The organism is Burkholderia sp. HAN2018 (assembly GCF_024704855.1).
Lineage (GTDB): Bacteria > Pseudomonadota > Gammaproteobacteria > Burkholderiales > Burkholderiaceae > Burkholderia > Burkholderia cepacia.
In genome coordinates, this window is record NZ_QOBB01000172.1 from 1 (window position 1) to 16,214 (window position 16,214).

Annotated in this window: 18 protein-coding genes; 6 read left to right on the forward strand and 12 right to left on the reverse strand. The window is 68.6% G+C overall.

Annotated features, from left to right (window positions below):
* The coding region (locus tag DPV74_RS30305; RefSeq protein WP_162923177.1) for a serine hydrolase at positions 1-1,055 on the forward strand (1,055 nt) is incomplete at its 5' end.
* Positions 1,056-1,134: 79 nt separating this feature from the next.
* Here DPV74_RS30305 and DPV74_RS30310 read toward each other — a convergent pair.
* The 6 genes from DPV74_RS30310 to DPV74_RS30335 form a co-directional block, all read right to left on the reverse strand.
* Entirely contained in the window at positions 1,135-1,758 is a 624-nt protein-coding gene (locus tag DPV74_RS30310) for a glutathione S-transferase family protein (RefSeq protein WP_027790394.1), read from the reverse strand.
* Between the two features lie 72 nt (positions 1,759-1,830).
* Positions 1,831-3,330 carry a TIGR01777 family oxidoreductase gene (locus DPV74_RS30315; RefSeq protein WP_119338535.1) on the reverse strand — a complete coding sequence of 500 codons (1,500 nt, stop codon included), beginning with the start codon at positions 3,328-3,330 and terminating at the stop codon, positions 1,831-1,833.
* Entirely contained in the window at positions 3,327-4,193 is an 867-nt protein-coding gene (locus DPV74_RS30320; protein ID WP_119338536.1) for a thiol-disulfide oxidoreductase DCC family protein, read from the reverse strand. Before DPV74_RS30320 ends, DPV74_RS30315 begins: the two co-directional genes overlap by 4 nt.
* 96 nt (positions 4,194-4,289) lie before the next feature.
* Positions 4,290-4,760 carry a DUF2269 domain-containing protein gene (locus tag DPV74_RS30325; protein ID WP_021159932.1) on the reverse strand — a complete coding sequence of 157 codons (471 nt, stop codon included), beginning with the start codon at positions 4,758-4,760 and terminating at the stop codon, positions 4,290-4,292.
* A complete protein-coding gene (locus DPV74_RS30330; RefSeq protein ID WP_119338540.1) occupies positions 4,757-6,076 on the reverse strand; it encodes an SDR family oxidoreductase in 1,320 nt (439 codons plus the stop codon). Before DPV74_RS30330 ends, DPV74_RS30325 begins: the two co-directional genes overlap by 4 nt.
* Before the next feature lie 88 nt (positions 6,077-6,164).
* Positions 6,165-6,698, reverse strand: a complete 534-nt coding sequence (locus DPV74_RS30335) for a GbsR/MarR family transcriptional regulator (protein WP_006480371.1) — start codon at positions 6,696-6,698, stop codon at positions 6,165-6,167.
* A gap of 161 nt (positions 6,699-6,859) precedes the next feature.
* Here DPV74_RS30335 and fabV point away from each other — a divergent pair, with 161 nt between their 5' ends.
* Positions 6,860-8,062, forward strand: a complete 1,203-nt coding sequence (gene fabV / locus DPV74_RS30340) for an enoyl-ACP reductase FabV (protein ID WP_021159934.1) — start codon at positions 6,860-6,862, stop codon at positions 8,060-8,062.
* Between the two features lie 63 nt (positions 8,063-8,125).
* Here the strand turns inward: fabV and DPV74_RS30345 are convergent, their stop codons facing one another.
* The gene (locus tag DPV74_RS30345) at positions 8,126-8,830 is read right to left on the reverse strand and encodes an SDR family oxidoreductase (RefSeq protein ID WP_048023522.1); all 705 of its coding nucleotides are present in this window, start codon (positions 8,828-8,830) and stop codon (positions 8,126-8,128) included.
* A gap of 346 nt (positions 8,831-9,176) precedes the next feature.
* On the opposite strand from DPV74_RS30345, the gene DPV74_RS30350 reads away from it, so the two are divergent.
* Positions 9,177-9,761 (forward strand): TetR/AcrR family transcriptional regulator, encoded by a 585-nt coding sequence (locus DPV74_RS30350; RefSeq protein WP_119338537.1) that lies wholly within the window; start codon positions 9,177-9,179, stop codon positions 9,759-9,761.
* Positions 9,762-9,807: 46 nt separating this feature from the next.
* Here the strand turns inward: DPV74_RS30350 and DPV74_RS30355 are convergent, their stop codons facing one another.
* The 3 genes from DPV74_RS30355 to DPV74_RS30365 all read right to left on the reverse strand — a co-directional run bounded on the left by DPV74_RS30355 (position 9,808) and on the right by DPV74_RS30365 (position 11,987).
* Positions 9,808-10,386 (reverse strand): hypothetical protein, encoded by a 579-nt coding sequence (locus tag DPV74_RS30355; RefSeq protein ID WP_059699817.1) that lies wholly within the window; start codon positions 10,384-10,386, stop codon positions 9,808-9,810.
* Between the two features lie 273 nt (positions 10,387-10,659).
* Positions 10,660-11,445, reverse strand: coding sequence for a YhfC family intramembrane metalloprotease (locus tag DPV74_RS30360; RefSeq protein WP_060083801.1), 786 nt, complete (start codon positions 11,443-11,445; stop codon positions 10,660-10,662).
* Positions 11,446-11,456: 11 nt separating this feature from the next.
* Positions 11,457-11,987: a GNAT family N-acetyltransferase gene (locus DPV74_RS30365; RefSeq protein WP_060173997.1), complete on the reverse strand. Its 531-nt coding sequence runs from the start codon at positions 11,985-11,987 to the stop codon at positions 11,457-11,459.
* 203 nt (positions 11,988-12,190) lie between these two features.
* On the opposite strand from DPV74_RS30365, the gene DPV74_RS30370 reads away from it, so the two are divergent.
* The 3 genes from DPV74_RS30370 to DPV74_RS30380 all read left to right on the forward strand — a co-directional run bounded on the left by DPV74_RS30370 (position 12,191) and on the right by DPV74_RS30380 (position 13,609).
* Entirely contained in the window at positions 12,191-12,556 is a 366-nt protein-coding gene (locus DPV74_RS30370) for a helix-turn-helix transcriptional regulator (protein ID WP_048023525.1), read from the forward strand.
* On the forward strand, positions 12,528-13,013 hold the full coding sequence (locus DPV74_RS30375) for an SRPBCC family protein (RefSeq protein ID WP_119338538.1): 486 nt from the start codon (positions 12,528-12,530) through the stop codon (positions 13,011-13,013). The genes DPV74_RS30370 and DPV74_RS30375 overlap by 29 nt, the downstream gene beginning before the upstream one ends.
* Positions 13,014-13,132: 119 nt before the next feature.
* A complete protein-coding gene (locus DPV74_RS30380; RefSeq protein WP_027790383.1) occupies positions 13,133-13,609 on the forward strand; it encodes an SRPBCC family protein in 477 nt (158 codons plus the stop codon).
* 31 nt (positions 13,610-13,640) lie between these two features.
* Here DPV74_RS30380 and DPV74_RS30385 read toward each other — a convergent pair whose 3' ends face one another.
* Both DPV74_RS30385 and DPV74_RS30390 read right to left on the reverse strand, forming a co-directional pair.
* On the reverse strand, positions 13,641-14,774 hold the full coding sequence (locus DPV74_RS30385) for an amidohydrolase (protein ID WP_119338539.1): 1,134 nt from the start codon (positions 14,772-14,774) through the stop codon (positions 13,641-13,643).
* 1 nt (position 14,775) lies between these two features.
* Entirely contained in the window at positions 14,776-16,083 is a 1,308-nt protein-coding gene (locus tag DPV74_RS30390) for an MFS transporter (RefSeq protein ID WP_091920661.1), read from the reverse strand.
* Between the last annotated feature and the right edge of the window lie 131 nt (positions 16,084-16,214).

Below are 16,214 nucleotides of genomic sequence, written 5' to 3' on the forward strand. Positions count from 1 at the left end.
TGCCGCGCCTCCCCGATCCGCCGCCCGCGCAGCCCGCCCCAGCCGCGCCGGCCACGCCGCCGGCCGGCATCGACGCACGGAAACTGCAGACCGCGCTCGATCGCGCGTTCGACGAGCCCGATCCGGCACGACCGCGGCGCACGCGCGCAGTCGTCGTGATGTGGCGCGGCCAGGTGATCGCCGAACGCTATGCGCCCGGCTTCACGGCCGACACGCCGCTGCCCGGCTGGTCGATGACGAAGACCGTGACGGCCGCGCTGGTCGGCGCGCTCGTCGCGCAGCACAAGCTGTCGCCCGATACGTCGGCGCTGCTGCCCGAATGGCGCGGCAGCGGCGATCCTCGCGCGGCCATCACGCTCGACGAGCTGCTGCGGATGACGAGCGGCCTGCAATTCAACGAGGACTACGACGACCCGCTGTCCGACGTCGCGTTGATGCTGTTCACGCAGCCCGATACCGCGCGGTTCGCATCGGCGAAGCCGCTCGCGGCGACACCCGGCACGCAGTGGTCCTACTCGAGCGGCACGAGCGCGATCGTCGCACGCGTGATGCGCGAGGCGCTGGGCGGCAGCGGGGACGACTATCTCGCGTTTCCGCGTCGCGCGCTGTTCGCGCCGCTCGGCATGCGCAGCGCGGTGTTCGAGCCCGATGCGTCCGGCACACTCGTCAGTCCGTCGTACATGTATGCGAGCGCACGCGACTGGGCACGCTTCGGGCAGCTTCTGCTGCAGAACGGCGTGTGGGACGGGCAACGGCTGCTGCCGGACGGCTGGGTACGCTACCTGACGCGCACGACGCCGCAGTCGTCGCGCCAGGAATACGGCGCGCAGCTGTGGGTCAAGGTGCCGGAGCCGTTCAACGATCGCGATCCGCACGCGGTCGCGATGCCGGCCGACGCGTTTCATGCGGTCGGCCATGAAGGCCAGTTCGTGAGCGTGGTGCCGAGCCGTCAACTGGTGGTCGTGCGGCTCGGGCTGTCGCGGCCGGAATCCGCGTGGAACCACGAGGCGTTTCTTGCGCGCGTGCTCGACGCGCTGCCGGCGCCCGGCGCGTGACGACGGGTACGCGGATCGATGAATCAAGCGTGAAGCGGCAGCGATTGCAACACGGCCGCTTCACGCGCTACCGGCCGGCTTACGGATTCGCGCTGCCCGCGTATTGCTTGAAGCCTTCGCGCGTCGCGAGACGTTCGATATAGCGTGACACCGCCGGCAATTCCGGATGCTCGAACGGCGTGCCGAACCAGCGATTCACCGACAGGCCGATCGGAATGTCCGCGAGCGTGAACGTGTTGCCGGCCACGTACGCGCCCGTCTTTTCGAGCTGCGCGTTCAGCACCTGCATGTGCTTCGTCCAGCCTGCGATCGACTGCGCGATGCCGGCCGGATCCTGGTGATCGGGCGATTTCCGCACGAGGCCGAGGAACGCGCCGACCCACGAGCGGTTCAGGTCCGCGCCCTGCCAGTCGATCCATTGGTCGACCCGCGCACGCGCCTGCGGCTCGGCCGGATACAGCGCGTCGCCGCCGTAACGATTCGCGAGGTAGCGGATGATCGTGTTCGATTCCCAGAGCACGAAATCGTCGTCCTTGATGACGGGCACGAGCGCGTTCGGGTTCAGTGCGAGATAGGCCGGATCGTTGGTCGTGCGAAAGCCCGCGCCCCAGTCTTCCTGTTCGAACGGCAGGTTCAGTTCGGTGCACAGCCACAGCACCTTGCGGACGTTGATGGACGGAATCTTGCCGAGGATGTGCAGCATGCAGTCTCCTTGTGAGGTCGGATGCGGAGCGTTCGGGGCGCACGACGCGCCACGAACGCATTCACGCCGAATTTATACACGACGGCGCGGCAAACGACATGCCGTACGCGGAAAATCCGCGTGCGGCCGGTTCGTCAGGTCGCGCAGCGCGTGCTCGGCCGTCGGGAACCGGAACATGAATCCGTCCTGATGCAGCCGCGCCGGCATCACCCGCTGCCCGTCCAGCAGCAGCGCGGCCATCTCGCCCATCGCGATGCGCAGCGGCGCGGCCGGCACGTGCAGAAACGCGGGGCGACGCAACACCTTCGACACGACCTGCACGAACTCGCGCTGAGTCAACGGCGCGGGTGCAACCGCGTTGTAGACACCGTGCATGCCCGGGTTCGACATCGCGCGTGCAATGATCCGCAGCACGTCGTCCCGGTGAATCCAGCTCATCACCTGCGTGCCGTCGCCGAATCGCCCGCCCATCCCGAAGTAGTGCGGCAGCAGCATCGGGCGCAACGCGCCGCCGGGGCCGAACACGAGGCCCAGCCGCAGCACCACCGAGCGCACGCCATGACGCTCGAGCGCCTGCGCGGACTGCTCCCACTGCCGGCACAGCCCGGACATGAAGCCGGTGCCGGCGCTGCTGCGCTCGTCGAGCCGCTCGTCGGAAGGCCGCACGCCGTAGTAGCCGATCGCCGACGCCTGGATCCACGCGCGGGGCTTGACCTCGGCGGTCTCGACCCAGCGCATCAGCGATTCCGTGACGCCGACGCGGCTGGCGAGCAGCACCGCCTGCCGGCGCTTGCTCCAGCGCGCGCCCAGCACCGGCGCCCCCGCGAGGTTGATGACCGTGTCGAAACGCTCGTGCGGCTGCAGTTGACCGGCGGACGTCACGCTGCGCACACGGCCCTGAAACTGGTAGGCCGCGCGCAGCGGGTCGCGCGCCAGCAACGTGACCGTATGGCCCGCATCGAGCAGATGGTTCACGAGGGTTTCGCCGATGAAGCCGGTTCCGCCTGTGACGAGCACGTTCCCCAGCGGCTGCCCCGCAAACGGATTGGCGGCCGACGCGCGTTGCGCGATCCGGCAGGCCGCGATTCCGTCGCGGAGGCCCGATACCGTCACGCCGACGGCAAACACGCTCAGCAACCCGCCGCGCCAGCCGAGATCGAGTACCTGAAGCGCGGTCGGCTCGTGCGCCCAGACGGCCAGCTGCATCGCGATCATCCCGAACAGCGCGCCGCCGTTGACGGCCAGCAGCGTGTGCAGCACGCGCTCGGTCGCCGGCAGCTTGCGGCTCTGGTCCTCGACGACGAAATCCCACAACGTCAGCACCACCTCGACGACCACCACCGCCGCGAGGGCCGCGACCCACGCGCCGTGAAAGGCGACGTTCGCGATCGACGCGAATACGAGACCGTAAAGCACGGAGCGCACCGCGTGAATCCCCAGCTCGAGCCGCGCGCGCGGGCTGTGCGGCAGATCCTGCGTGAGCTCGTGGTGATAGAGCGTATCGAATGCGCCCATCGCGCCCTGCACGATCAGCAGGTTGAGCGCCCAGTCGTAAGCAGGCAAGGTGTTCATGGGGTATCCCTCCTCCACAGCCACACAAGTGGCGGCACCATCGCAACGAGTGCCGCCGCGTCGATCGCCACGTGGCCCGATACTCGGGCCTGCAATGAAAACAGCATGTCCTGCGGCGCCCAGATCGCCAGGCCGGCCAGCAGCCATCCCCACACTTCCCGCCGGCGCAGCCGGTTGCCGAGGTGGACGAGCGCCAGCATCCAGACCGACGCGCATTGCACCGTCGCGCCGATCAGCGACATCCACCAGACCTGCTGCGCGCGCGCCGGGCCGGGCGCCGCGCCCGCCCAGAAATGCAGCTCGATGACGCGGTGATACGCGTCGAGCCACGGCGCGCCGGCCACCCACGGAACGGCGATGCCGACGAGCAGATGGGCGAGCGCCGCGCCGTACATCCAGGTCACCACGATGCGGCGCATGTCATCGCGCGCGGGACGATCGGCCGCGGGTTCGGCGGCACGGTCGCTACCGCACGCCGGCCCGTCGCACGCCGCTTCGGCGCGATAGCCGAACCAACGAGAAACGGCGTGCCGGTTGCGCGCGAAGTGGCGATACAGCGGTGCCAGCACACCGCGCACGACCGGCACGCGAAGCAGCCGGACGAGCCAGCCGCGCCCGGTCAGCGCATGGGCGGCGAGGATGCCGTCCACGCCGGTCAGCATGCGTCCGTCCGGCAGACGCGCATGAAGCTCGCGATTCAGCGCGGGCAGGCCGACGCCCAGCGGCGCCGGGTCGAAGCCCGGCCCGGCGATATCGACGAAAGCCAGCCGCTGCTGCGCGTCGCGGGCGCCGAGACGCCGTATCTGCGCGACACATAACGGACATCGTCCGTCGAAGTACAACACCAGTTCACTTGATTCCATGATTCGCATTCCTTCTTGTCTTTGCGTGCATCGTGAATCGATCGACTGCTTTCCCGCACGCCGTACCGCCGCTCCCGTGCGGCGGCGGCCACGCGCTTACATCGGCTTGAGCACCATCAGGAAGTAGACGGACAGCATCGCGAAGAACGCCGGGTAGCCGAGCAGTTCCCAGCGCTTCGCATAGCGCCAGTAGCGCTCCGGCAATGCGGCGTCGCCGTTCGCATGGGCGAGCTTCGCCATCGATGCAAGTTCGAGCTGCAGCCACACGACCGGCAGCCAGCACGCCCCGGCGATCGCATACAGCACGATCGATGCGAGCAGCCACGGCGTATGCCACGGCCAGCCGGCGGTGTGCGCGAGCCAGAGCCCCGATGCCGGCTGGAAGATCACGGCCGGCGTCGTGAACCACCAGTCCGCGCGCACCACGAGGCGCGACACGGCCGCGATCGCGGGCACCGACTGCGTGCGGTTCGCGAAGAACAGGTAGAACGCGGTGCCGAAGCCAGTGCCGACCAGCAGCACCGAGGACAGGATGTGAAGCGCCTTGATGACGAGATAGGTATTCATGCTTGTTCTTCTTCTGAAAAAAGGATCAACAGGATCGCGAGAATCGGCACGTTCTTGAGCACGGGGCCGAACGGCTCGGCGAGCAGCGCCGGCATCGTGACCGCGATGACGGCCGAGTACGCGACGATCAGCGCCGCTTGCGCCGCCCACAGGCGCCGTGAAGGCGCGGCGACGGTCGCGATGCCGAACGCGAAGTCCAGCGCGCTGGCCGCGTACAGCGCGATCAGCGCGGGCAGCCCCGTGAGGTGCGCAGGCGCGAGCAGCGCGAGGCTCGCGGGCAGCGGATGGATGAACGCGCTGGCGATGGCCGTCCAGATCCACACGATCGCGAGCGCGCCGCGCAGCAACGGCCGACGCCACATCGCCAGCGCGTCGCGACGCAGCGCGGCGGCTTCCGTGCCGATGAAGCCGTCGATCCCGCGCGGCGGCCGGCCGAGCATGGTCGTGACGGCGGCCGGATCGCCGGTGTTCCCGCCACGCAGCATCGTCCACGTGTCGCGCGTGAACATCGCGCCCGGCAGCGTGCCGAGCAACGCGGCCGCCGCGCCGGCCAGCGGGCCCGGCAGCGTCACGCGTGCGGCCGGCGGAAATCCCAGCGCGGCACGGTAGCGGGCCAGCATCTCGCGGTATTCGACTTCGTCGTTGCCGACCACGTCGATCACCGCACGGCCGGCGGCCGACGCATCGCCCGGTTGCACGACGAGCCGCGCGACGACTTCGGCGAGATCGTCGACGTGCACGGGGCGCAGCCGCTGACGGCCGCCCGCCGGCAGCACCTGCACGGGCAGGCTCGCGAGCATCCGGAAAAACCGCGCGGACGCGCCGTCCGTGCCGTAGACGAGCGCGGGCCGCACGATCCGGAAGTCGATCGGCAGCGTCTGCAGGAAGCGGTCGGCGGCCAGCTTGCTGGCGAAGTAGCGCGTGCCGCCGCGCTCGACGCCAAGCGCCGAGATCTGGATCACGCGCCGCACGCCGGCGCGGCAGCACGCGGTAAAGAGTGCGCACGGCGCGGCACGGTGCACGGCGTCGAGCGTCGCGCCTCGCCGATCGGCGAGGATGCCGACCGCATTGATCACCACGTCGACGCCCTTCAGCCGCGCGAGCCACGCGTCGGGATCGATGTCGGCGGCGAAGTCGATCGCGACGTCGCACGGGCCGGCCGCATGCCGCACGCCGCGCAGCACGCGATGGCCGCCGGCTTCGAGCTGCGTGCACAGTGCCCGCCCGATGAAGCCGTTCGCGCCGCACACGAGGACCGTCATGCGGCGCGCCCCGGTGCGGCCCTGCGGGCAGGTCGACGGCAAGACAGCGTTCATTTTCATCCTCTACTTACAGTTATTTCTGTACAGACAGAAATAAAAGCCCCAAAAAAAGCGGGCTGCCTGCCCGCACTGCGCGTAACGCTTACTTCGACGGCTTGCGCCTGACCGTCTGGCTGATCTTCGCGCCGATGCCGAGCGCCTTCATCAGCGTATCGGGCTTGAGCCGCAGCATCTCGTCCGACCAGGTCGTGAGCGTCTCGACGAACTGCAGCGTGTCGCGGATGCGCTGCTCGGTCTCGCGGCTCTCGTTCGCGATCTCCGGATTCGTCAGGCAATCGCGCAGCACCGTGAGCGTCGGCTCGATCTCGCGCTGCCGCCGCCCTTCGACGATCAGCTTGAACAGTTCCCAGATGTCGGTCGACGTCTCGAAGTGGTCGCGGCGATCGCCCAGCACATGCACGACCTTCGCGAGCCGCCATGCCTGCAGCTCCTTCAGGCTCGTGCTGACGTTGGAGCGCGCGACGTTGAGCGTCTCGGCGATCTCGTCGGCCGCGACCGGCCGGCCGGCCAGATACAGCAGCGCGTGGATCTGCGAGACGGTGCGGTTGACGCCCCACCGCGAGCCCATTTCGCCCCAGTGGAGAATGAATCGTTCGGCAATCGGTGTGAGTTCCATGGCGTGAAATTTAGGCATTTCAGTTATTTCTGTCAAGAGAGAAATAACCGGACGATCCGCCAGGTTCCGGCCGCGCCCGCCCGCGATCGGCCGCTTCCATTACAATGCGCGGGATTTTTCCGATTTCAGGCCGTTTCTGCCTTTCTGACTAGAGGGTTTCCATGATCATCAAACCGCGCGTGCGTGGCTTCATCTGCGTGACGACTCATCCGGTCGGCTGTGAAGCCAACGTCAAGGAACAGATCGACTACGTGACTTCGCACGGCCCGATCGCCAACGGCCCGAAAAAGGTGCTCGTGATCGGCGCGTCGACCGGCTACGGCCTCGCCGCCCGGATCTCGGCCGCATTCGGCTCGGGCGCGGACACGCTCGGCGTGTTCTTCGAGCGCGCCGGCAGCGAAACGAAGCCGGGCACGGCCGGCTGGTACAACAGCGCCGCGTTCGAGAAATTCGCCGCCGAAAAAGGGGTCTATGCGCGCAGCATCAACGGCGACGCATTCTCCGACAAGGTCAAGCAGGTCACGATCGACACCATCAAGCAGGATCTCGGCAAGGTCGATCTCGTCGTCTACAGCCTCGCGGCGCCGCGCCGCACGCATCCGAAGACGGGCGAAACCATCAGCTCGACGCTCAAGCCGATCGGCAAGACGGTCACGTTCCGCGGCCTCGACACCGACAAGGAAGTGATCCGCGACGTCACGCTGGAACCGGCGACGCAGGAAGAGATCGACGGCACCGTCGCCGTGATGGGCGGCGAGGACTGGCAGATGTGGATCGACGCGCTCGATGAAGCCGGCGTGCTGGCCGACGGCGCGAAGACGACCGCGTTCACCTATCTCGGCGAGCAGATCACGCACGACATCTACTGGAACGGCTCGATCGGCGAAGCGAAGAAGGATCTCGACAAGAAGGTGCTGTCGATCCGCGACAAGCTGGCCGCGCACGGCGGCGATGCGCGCGTGTCGGTGCTGAAGGCCGTCGTCACGCAGGCGAGCTCGGCGATCCCGATGATGCCGCTGTACCTGTCGCTGCTGTTCAAGACGATGAAGGAAACCGGCACGCACGAAGGCTGCATCGAGCAGGTGTACGGGCTGTTCAAGGACAGCCTGTACGGTGCGACGCCGCACGTCGACGAGGAAGGCCGCCTGCGCGCGGATTACAAGGAGCTCGATCCGCAGGTGCAGGCGAAGGTCGTCGCGCAGTGGAACCACGTGACGAACGACAACCTGTACGAGCTGACCGACTTCGCCGGCTACAAGACCGAGTTCCTGCGCCTGTTCGGCTTCGAGATCGCCGGCGTCGACTACGACGCGGACGTGAACCCGGACGTGAAGATCCCGGGCATCATCGACACCACGGCCTGACGGCCCGGCCCGCCGCCCGTACCGCATACGCGGCGCGGGGGCGGGTTCGAGGTTCCGGCGGCGTCAACGCGGCGCAGGTTCTTCCAGATAGACGCCCGACGACAGCGTGGCCTTCACCTGCCGCGTGAACTCGTCGGTCGACACTTCTTCTTCCCCTGCTTCGATCGCTTCGTACGCCTGGCGCACGACGTCGGCCGGCGTCGCCTTCGGCACGTCGAGGCCGGCCGTCAGGTCGGTATCGATGAAGCCGGCATGCAGCCCGACGACCTGCGTGCGCTGCTCGCGCAGCGAATGGCGCAGCCCGTTGGTCAGCGCCCACGCGGCCGATTTCGACACGCCGTAGCCCGACAGGATCGGCCGGTTCACCCAGCTCGCGACGGACAGGATGTTCAGGATCGCGCCGCCGCCATGGCCGGCGAGGATGCCCGCGAACGCGCGCGACATCGCCAGCATCCCGAACACGTTGGTTTCGAAATGGTCGCGCAATGCGTCGGTCGCACCGTCGTCCGTCAGGCTGCCGAGTCGCGCGATGCCCGCGTTGTTGATCAGCAGCGTGACGTCGCGCGCCGCGTCGGCGGCCGCCGCGACGGCCGCCGGATCGGTCACGTCGAGTTTCACCGGCACGACGCCCGGCAGCGTCACGGTGGCCGGATCGCGCGCCGCCGCATAGACCTTGCGCGCCCCTCTCGCAAGCGCCTGCTTCGCGAACTCGAGCCCGAGCCCGCGATTCGCACCCGTGACGAACACCACTGCACCTTCGATCTTCATGACGCTTCCTTTCGCATGATGAATCGCATGCGCGCCGGCTCGCCGCGCGCGTGAGATCCGGTGAAAAACCAGGCTGCCATTGCGTTCCGAACCGGTACGCCGCCGGCAGACGGCGAGCCGCCCGTTGCCCGATACACGTGCCCCGGCGGCGCCCAAGACGCCGATCGATTGCCATCGGCCGCTCCGGCAGCGGCTTTGCACCCTCCGCCAAGTCGGCTACACTCGATGTCAATGTCGATCACCATTGTCTTTGCCGTGCATTGTGTTCACGCAATCCGCTCATGTCAATGGTGGTCGCCATTGTGATTTTCAATCGACGCGATCGGCAAAAATCAGGGAGGGATCGATGGGCGTTTCAAGACAGCAGGCTGCCGAGAACCGGAGCGCGATTGTCGCGGCCGCCGAGCGGCTGTTCCGCGTGCGCGGCGTCGACGCGGTCGGACTCACGGAGCTGATGAAGGAAGCCGGCTTCACGCAGGGCGGCTTCTACAACCACTTCAAGTCGAAAGACGCGCTGGTCGCCGAGGTGATGGAAAAGGCCATGCAGGACCGCGCGGATTCGCCGAACGCCGGCAGTCTCGACGCGCAGGTGGCGTCGTATCTGTCGGCCGCGCATCGCGACAACGTCGAGGCCGGGTGCCCGCTGTCCGGTTTCGCGGGCGATGCGCCGCGACTGACCGATGCGGCGCGTGCGTGCTACGCGCACGGCCTCGCCACGTATCTCGACCGGCTGGAACGGATGGTGGCCGTCGAAGGCGGGACGCCGGCGCAGACGCGTCGCGACGCGATCGCCGTCTTCAGCCAGATGGTCGGCGCACTCGTGCTGTCGCGCGCGATCGCCGGCACCGAACCCGCGCTGGCCGACGAAATCCTCGCGGCAGGGCGGGACGCGCTCACCGCCGGGCGCGACGATCCGGCCCCGCCGGCATGACGGGCAGACGGCGGGGCAAGACGGCGCGCTCGGCGCCCTTGCCGCGCTATTCGACCGCCCGCGCGGCCTCCCACAACGGCTGCCCGCCCAGCGCCGCATGCCATGCGCCGAAACGCGTGCGCCACGCTTCGAACGGCTCCGCCAGCGGATGGCGCGGATCGTCGCTGAGCGAATACGCCATCCCTTCGATCAGCCAGCGCGGCTTGGTCACGACGGCCAGGTTGCCGAGCACTTCCGCCTGGCGGTGGTGGATCAGCTCGTGCGCGAGAAAGTAGGTCTGCCAGCCGCGCGGTGCGACAACCACGCCGAAATTCCCGAGCGTCAGCGCCGCGCGCTGGCCGAGGCCGAATGCATCGGCGCACGCGCGGGTCGAACAGAACACGACGCGCGGCGCCTCCCGGAACGCACCGACGGCTGCCGCCGCGCGTGCATAACCGTCGCGATAGAGCTGCCGTGCGTCGCCGAGCCTCGCGGCATCGTCCGTGCAGATATCGGCGCTCGGGCACGACACGCCGGGGACCAGCGCAGGCGCGACGACGCGCAGCGGCTTGACCAGCGCATACGCGGCAATCGGCAGCGCGACGAGCAGGCCCGTGAGGGCGTAGACGACATGGGAGCGTTTCATCGAGGCGGGGGTTCCGGGGCGTGCTGCTGAAATCTTCCTGCGTGACTATATCGGACTGGCGACGTCTCCGGCCCTGCCTGATTCCCGGACGGAGCGCGGTCGCCCCGGGCCCTGCGCTCGCTGCGACCGCGGAGACATTCCGGCGCTTGCCGTTGAGACCTGCCGTTTCGTCGAACCGGGGACCTTTAACCAGCTGATGCTGCCCGGATAATCAGATGCGCCCGCCATCCGGCGGCCGAATCCGCTGCAAACGGCTGACACGCTCCCTGCCCGTCACGCGACGTGCCCCGTGCTCGCGCCTCCGGCACCCGCCGCCCGGCGGCTCCAGCGAATGCCCAGCAACAGGAGCACGGCACTGCACACGAACAGGGTCGCCTCGACCAGCACCGTATCGACATGCCAGTACCGCGTCAGCAGCACGACAACGAGGTCGAACACGAAATGAAGCGCAATCGCATACACCAGCCAGCGCTTCGTTCCGCGCACGAACGTCTGCAGCACGATCAGCGACAGCCCCACATGCGCGGCCAGCGCGCTCGTGCGCTCGAGCAACGCGAGAACGGGCGACGCGAGCGTCATGCCCGCGAACTGCGACCCGACCAGCGACTGCACGCCCTCCGGCACCACGACACCCGCGTGCGCGAGCAGATAAGCCGTGCCGAGCGCGAGAAACCCGACGCCGACCAGCAGCATCGCCTCCAGTCCGCCGTGCCCGAGCCCGAGCATCACGGCCGTCGGCGCATCATGCCGCTTCGGCAGCAGATACCGGAAGGCGACCCAGCGCCCGCATTCCTCGAAGAGCCCGGCCGTCAATGCCGCGAACACGAGCATCGGCAGGTGCCAGCGCGGGTCGTGAGCAAGCCAGCGGTATAGCGGAATCTGCCACGACATGCGCAGTACCGGCTGGAACACGAAGAAGGTCAGCATCCCGTAGAAAAACACGCGAAGCGGCACCTGCGTGCGGCGTCGCCACGCGGCCGCGAGCCACGCAGGCGCGAGCAGCGCGACGAGACCGGCCGCGAGCGTAAGGAACAGGAGCGCGGGAGCGACGGGATGCATCGCGCGCCCCGTTACGCGAGTTGCTTGTGGAAAACCGTCGTCGCGCAGGGCGTGCCGTCGGGCATCAACGCATAGTTCGGCACAACGCCGACGCGCTGCCAGCCGGCCCGCTCGTACAGCCGCTCGGCGTCGCCGCCCGTCACGGTATCGAGCACGAGCACGGTCTTGCCGGCGTCGCGCGCGGCCGCGTCGGCCGCCGCCATCAGCCGCCCGGCGATGCCCTGCCGGCGCGCGTGCCGCGACACGAGCATCTTCGCGATATCCGCGCGATGCGGCTGGTTCTCCGGCTGCGCGGTCACGACCTGCACGGTGCCGACGATCCGGCCGGCCGCGTCCTCGGCAACGAGCAGGATGCGCTCGCCGTTCGCGACGCCGTTGGCGACGTGGGTCCAGAACGCGACGGCGGTCGGCCGCCCGATCGGCAACATGAAGCTGACGGACGCGCCGCCCTCGACGCAATCGATCAGCACGTCGGCCAGCGCGTCGACGCAGGTCATCGCTTCGCCCGCGTCGACGCGGCGGACGGTAACGGATTCGGTCATGCCATCCCCGTAATCAGGTGGGCCGCCCGCACGGGTTCGGCGGGCGGCCGGATCGGAAAGAACACCGGCCGATCGTCGCGGCTCGCGCAACGGCAGCAGGCATGCGGCGATACCGCGCCCGGCCGGCGCGTGTTACCGCCCCATCATCCTACGCGACGAAAATTTCCGTTGCATCGCCGTTTGCATTGCCTACACTTAGCCACATGGCTAACTTTCAACCCGGCATCAGCGACGTCTTCCACGCCCTCGCCGATCCGACGCGCTGCGCGATCGTCGGCGCGCTCGGCCAGGGCGAGCGGACCGTCTCCGCACTGGCCGAGCCGTTCGACATGGCGCTGCCGTCGTTCATGAAGCACGTGGCCGTGCTCGAGCGCAGCGGCCTCGTGCAGACCCGGAAATCCGGCCGCTCGCGCACCTGCACACTGGTCGGCAGCCGGCTCGCCGAGGCCGAGGCATGGCTCGCCGCGCAACGCGCGCTGTGGGAAGCACGATCCGATCGTCTCGTCGAATTCGTCGAACGCCGTCACCAGGAGGAGCACGATGTCAGCCAGCCCCGTCGACCCCGCTGAAGCCCACGATCTCGTCATCACGCGCACGTTGCACGCGCCGCGCCACGCGCTGTGGTGTGCGTGGACCGACCCCGAACTGCTGAAGGAATGGTGGTGCCCGAAACCGTGGACCACCGAAGTGCGCGCATTCGACCTGCGTCCGGGCGGCGCTTTCCACACGTTCATGCGCGGCCCCGACGGCGGCACGAGCGACAACCCCGGCTGCTTCCTCGAAATCGTGCCCGAATCGCGCATCGCGTTCACGTCGATGCTCGCGGGCGGCTGGCGGCCGCAAGTGCCGTGGATGGGGTTCACGGCAGTCGTCACGATGGCCGACGACGATGCGGGCAGCCGCTACGAGGCGCGCGTGATGCATCCGGACGCCGCCACGCGCGAGCGCCATGAAGCGCTCGGCTTCTTCGAGGGCTGGAACACCTGCATCACGCAGCTCGACGCCTTCGCGGCCGCGCTGCGCTGAGCGCGGCCGGGTGCGCGATCATTGCATGCCGCCTCGTGCGCGCCTAGGATTCCTGAAGGAAGCGCGACGACACGCCGGCCGCCGGCGTGCACCGTCGCGCGCGCTCCGCGGGAGGCGACATGTTGCACACGCACACGCATTCGACCCGGGTCAGCCGGCACCTGAACGCCCCGCGCGGGCGCGTCTACCGCGCGCTGCTCGATCCGCACGCCGTCGAACAATGGAAAGTGCCCGACGGCATGACGTGCCGCGTGCATGCGTACGACGCGCGCGAAGGCGGCGCGCTGCGCGTGTCGCTGAGCTATGACGCACCGTCGGCCGGCACCGGCAAGACCACTGCTCGCACCGATACCTATCACGGCCGCTTCGTCACGCTCGTGCCGGACGAGCAGATCGTCGAGATCGACGTGTTCGAAACCGACGATCCGATGCTGCGCGGCGCCATGACGATCACGATCACGCTGTCCGACGAAGCGGGCGGCACGCGCGTGGACGCCGTGCACGACGGGGTGCCGCCCGGCGTGCCGGTCGCCGACAACGAAACCGGCTGGCAAATGGCGCTGGCGAGGCTGGCCGCGCTGGTGGAGGCGGAGTGAGCAAGCGCCGGGCCTGTCGTCGCGACGCGCGTCAGCCGAGCCGGTAAGCCCGCGTGACCGTGCCGCGGAACAGCGCGTCGCGCTCGTCCGGGCTTGCCTGCGCCGTCAGGCGCTTGAACGCATTCCAGCCGTTCACGAACGAATACGAGCCCTTGTCGACCGGAAAATTGCTCTCGAACATGCAGCGCTCGGGGCCGAACGCGTCGATGCAGGTCATCATCCACGGCTTCCACGCGTCGGCGAGTTGCACGGAAGACGGCGGCCGCGCGCCTTTCTCGAAATCGAAACCGTTGATGCGCATCCCGAGCCCGCCGACCTTCACGTACACGTTCGGCAGCTGCGCGAGCGCGCGCATCGACGCCGACCAGCGCTCGAACACCTCCGGCCGCTTGTCGGCATAACTCGCGATCCGTACGACGCCGCCGCAGTGATTGACGATGATGCGCGTATCGGGATTCGCCTTCGCAAGCTCGAACAGTTCAGGTAGCTGGGGAAAGAACAGCCACGCGTCGTACGACAGCCCGAGCGGCGCGAGCTGCGCGACGCCCGCCCGGTACGCGGAATCGAGCAGCATGCCGCGCGGCACCGCCGATAGCGGATTGGCGAGCGTCGGATCGGCATCCCAGGTCGTCAGGTGACGAACGCCGCGAAACCGCCCGCGTCCGGCTTCGAGATGTGCTTCGAGCACCTCGCGCACGCGCTCGCCGAGACGCAGATCCGCATGGCCGACGATGCCTTTCGCGACAGACGGACGGCCGTGCTGCTGCAACGGCTCGGTCACGCCGGCAACGTAGGCCGTCTCGCCCGCCGGCTTCAGTTCGACCGGGCCCGCATCGCGATAGCGCGTCTGCGCCTGCATGTAGACGGACGCCTGGAGGTTGTGGCCCGAGCGCGCGTCCTGCAGATAGTCGTCGAGCATGTAGATCCAGCCCGGCCGCTCATAGAAATGATGATGCGCGTCGACGATCGGCAGGTCGGGCTCGAGCACGGGTTCGAGCGCCGACGCGAGCCAGTCGGGGCGGACCGCCAGATAGTTGCTTTGCGTCGTCATGCGGGAAACCCCCTCCTGGGTCGCCGCGCGCGTCTCGGTGAACGCGGGCAGCGCGAGCGATGCGGCGGCCGCGCCGAGCAGCCGGCGCCGCTTGATCGAAAGCGTCGTGTCCATGTCATTCGCTCCGGTCGAACGCATACAGCGACAGCGTCAGCAGCGTCGTGATCGCGAGCACGATCGCGAGGCCGAGCATGCCGGCGGTAAAGGTGCCGAAGCCGTCCTTCAGGTAGCCGACGAGATAAGGGCCGGCGAAGCCGCCGAGCGCGCCGATCGAGTTGATCAGCGCGAGCCCGCCGGCCGCCGCCTGGCCGGACAGGAAGCGCGAGGGCAGCGTGTAGAAGATCGTGCGGCCGGCGATCGTGCCGACCAGCGCCAGCGTGATGCCGGCGAGTGCGGGGCCGAGCGTCAGGAAGTGCGTCGAGACGCCGAGCGCCACCGCGCCGATGAACAGCCCGATCGCCAGGTTCGCGACCGGGCCGCCGCGACGGTCCACGCGCTTCGCCCACCACAGCAGCGCGACGGTCGCGAAGAAGTACGGCACCGCGGACAGCCAGCCCGTCTGCATCGTCGACATGCCGTGCGCCTTGAGCATCTGCGGCAGCCAGATGCCGATCCCGTAAGAACCCATCGTGAAACCGAACGAGATCAGCGCGAGCACGTACACGCGCACGTCGCGCAGCGCGACGCCGAAGCGCTTCTTGCGGCCGGCGGCCGCGCCTTCGCGCTCGAACGCGCGCTGCAGCGCGGCACGCTCGTCGCTCGACAGCCACGCGGCATCCGCGGGCGAATCGGACAGCAGCTTCAGCACGAGAAAACCGAGCGCGCACGCCGGCAGCCCTTCGACGATGAACATCCATTTCCAGCCGGCCAGCCCGAGCGCGCCGTCGAGCTGCAGCAGCCACGTCGACAGCGGCCCGCCGATCAGCGACGACAGCGGCGTCGACACGGTGAACCACGCCAGCACCCGCGTGCGGTAGCTCGCGGGAAACCACACGGCGAGGAAGAAGATCACGCCCGGAAAGAACCCGGCTTCCCCGATACCGAGCAGCAACCGGATCGCATAGAAACTCGTCGGCCCGGTCGCAAGCGCGGTCGCGGCCGCCATCACGCCCCACGTGATCATGATGCGGGCGAGCCAGCGGCGCGCGCCGAAGCGGTACAGCGCGAGATTGCTCGGCACCTCGAACACGCAGTAGCCGGCGAACATGATCCCCGCGCCCCAGCCGAACTGCGTCGCCGTCAGCCCGAGATCGCGGTTCATCGTGAGCGCCGCGAACCCGACGCTCGTGCGGTCCAGGTAATTGAAAAAATACGCGAGCGCGAGCAGCGGGATGAAGCGCCATGCGGCCTTGCGCACGGCCCGCTGCTCGATCGATGCATCGGACTCGCGATCGGCGGCCAGCGCCGGGAATGCGGATGTCATGGTTGTCTCCGTGGGGATGGCGATCCTCGCCCGCGCGTGGCGCGGTCGGGACGCCTTTGTTCGATCAGGGGATCGCGGCCGCGCTACGCGCTCGCCAGTTCGTTCGGCGACGGCGCGCCGCCCGCCGCCGC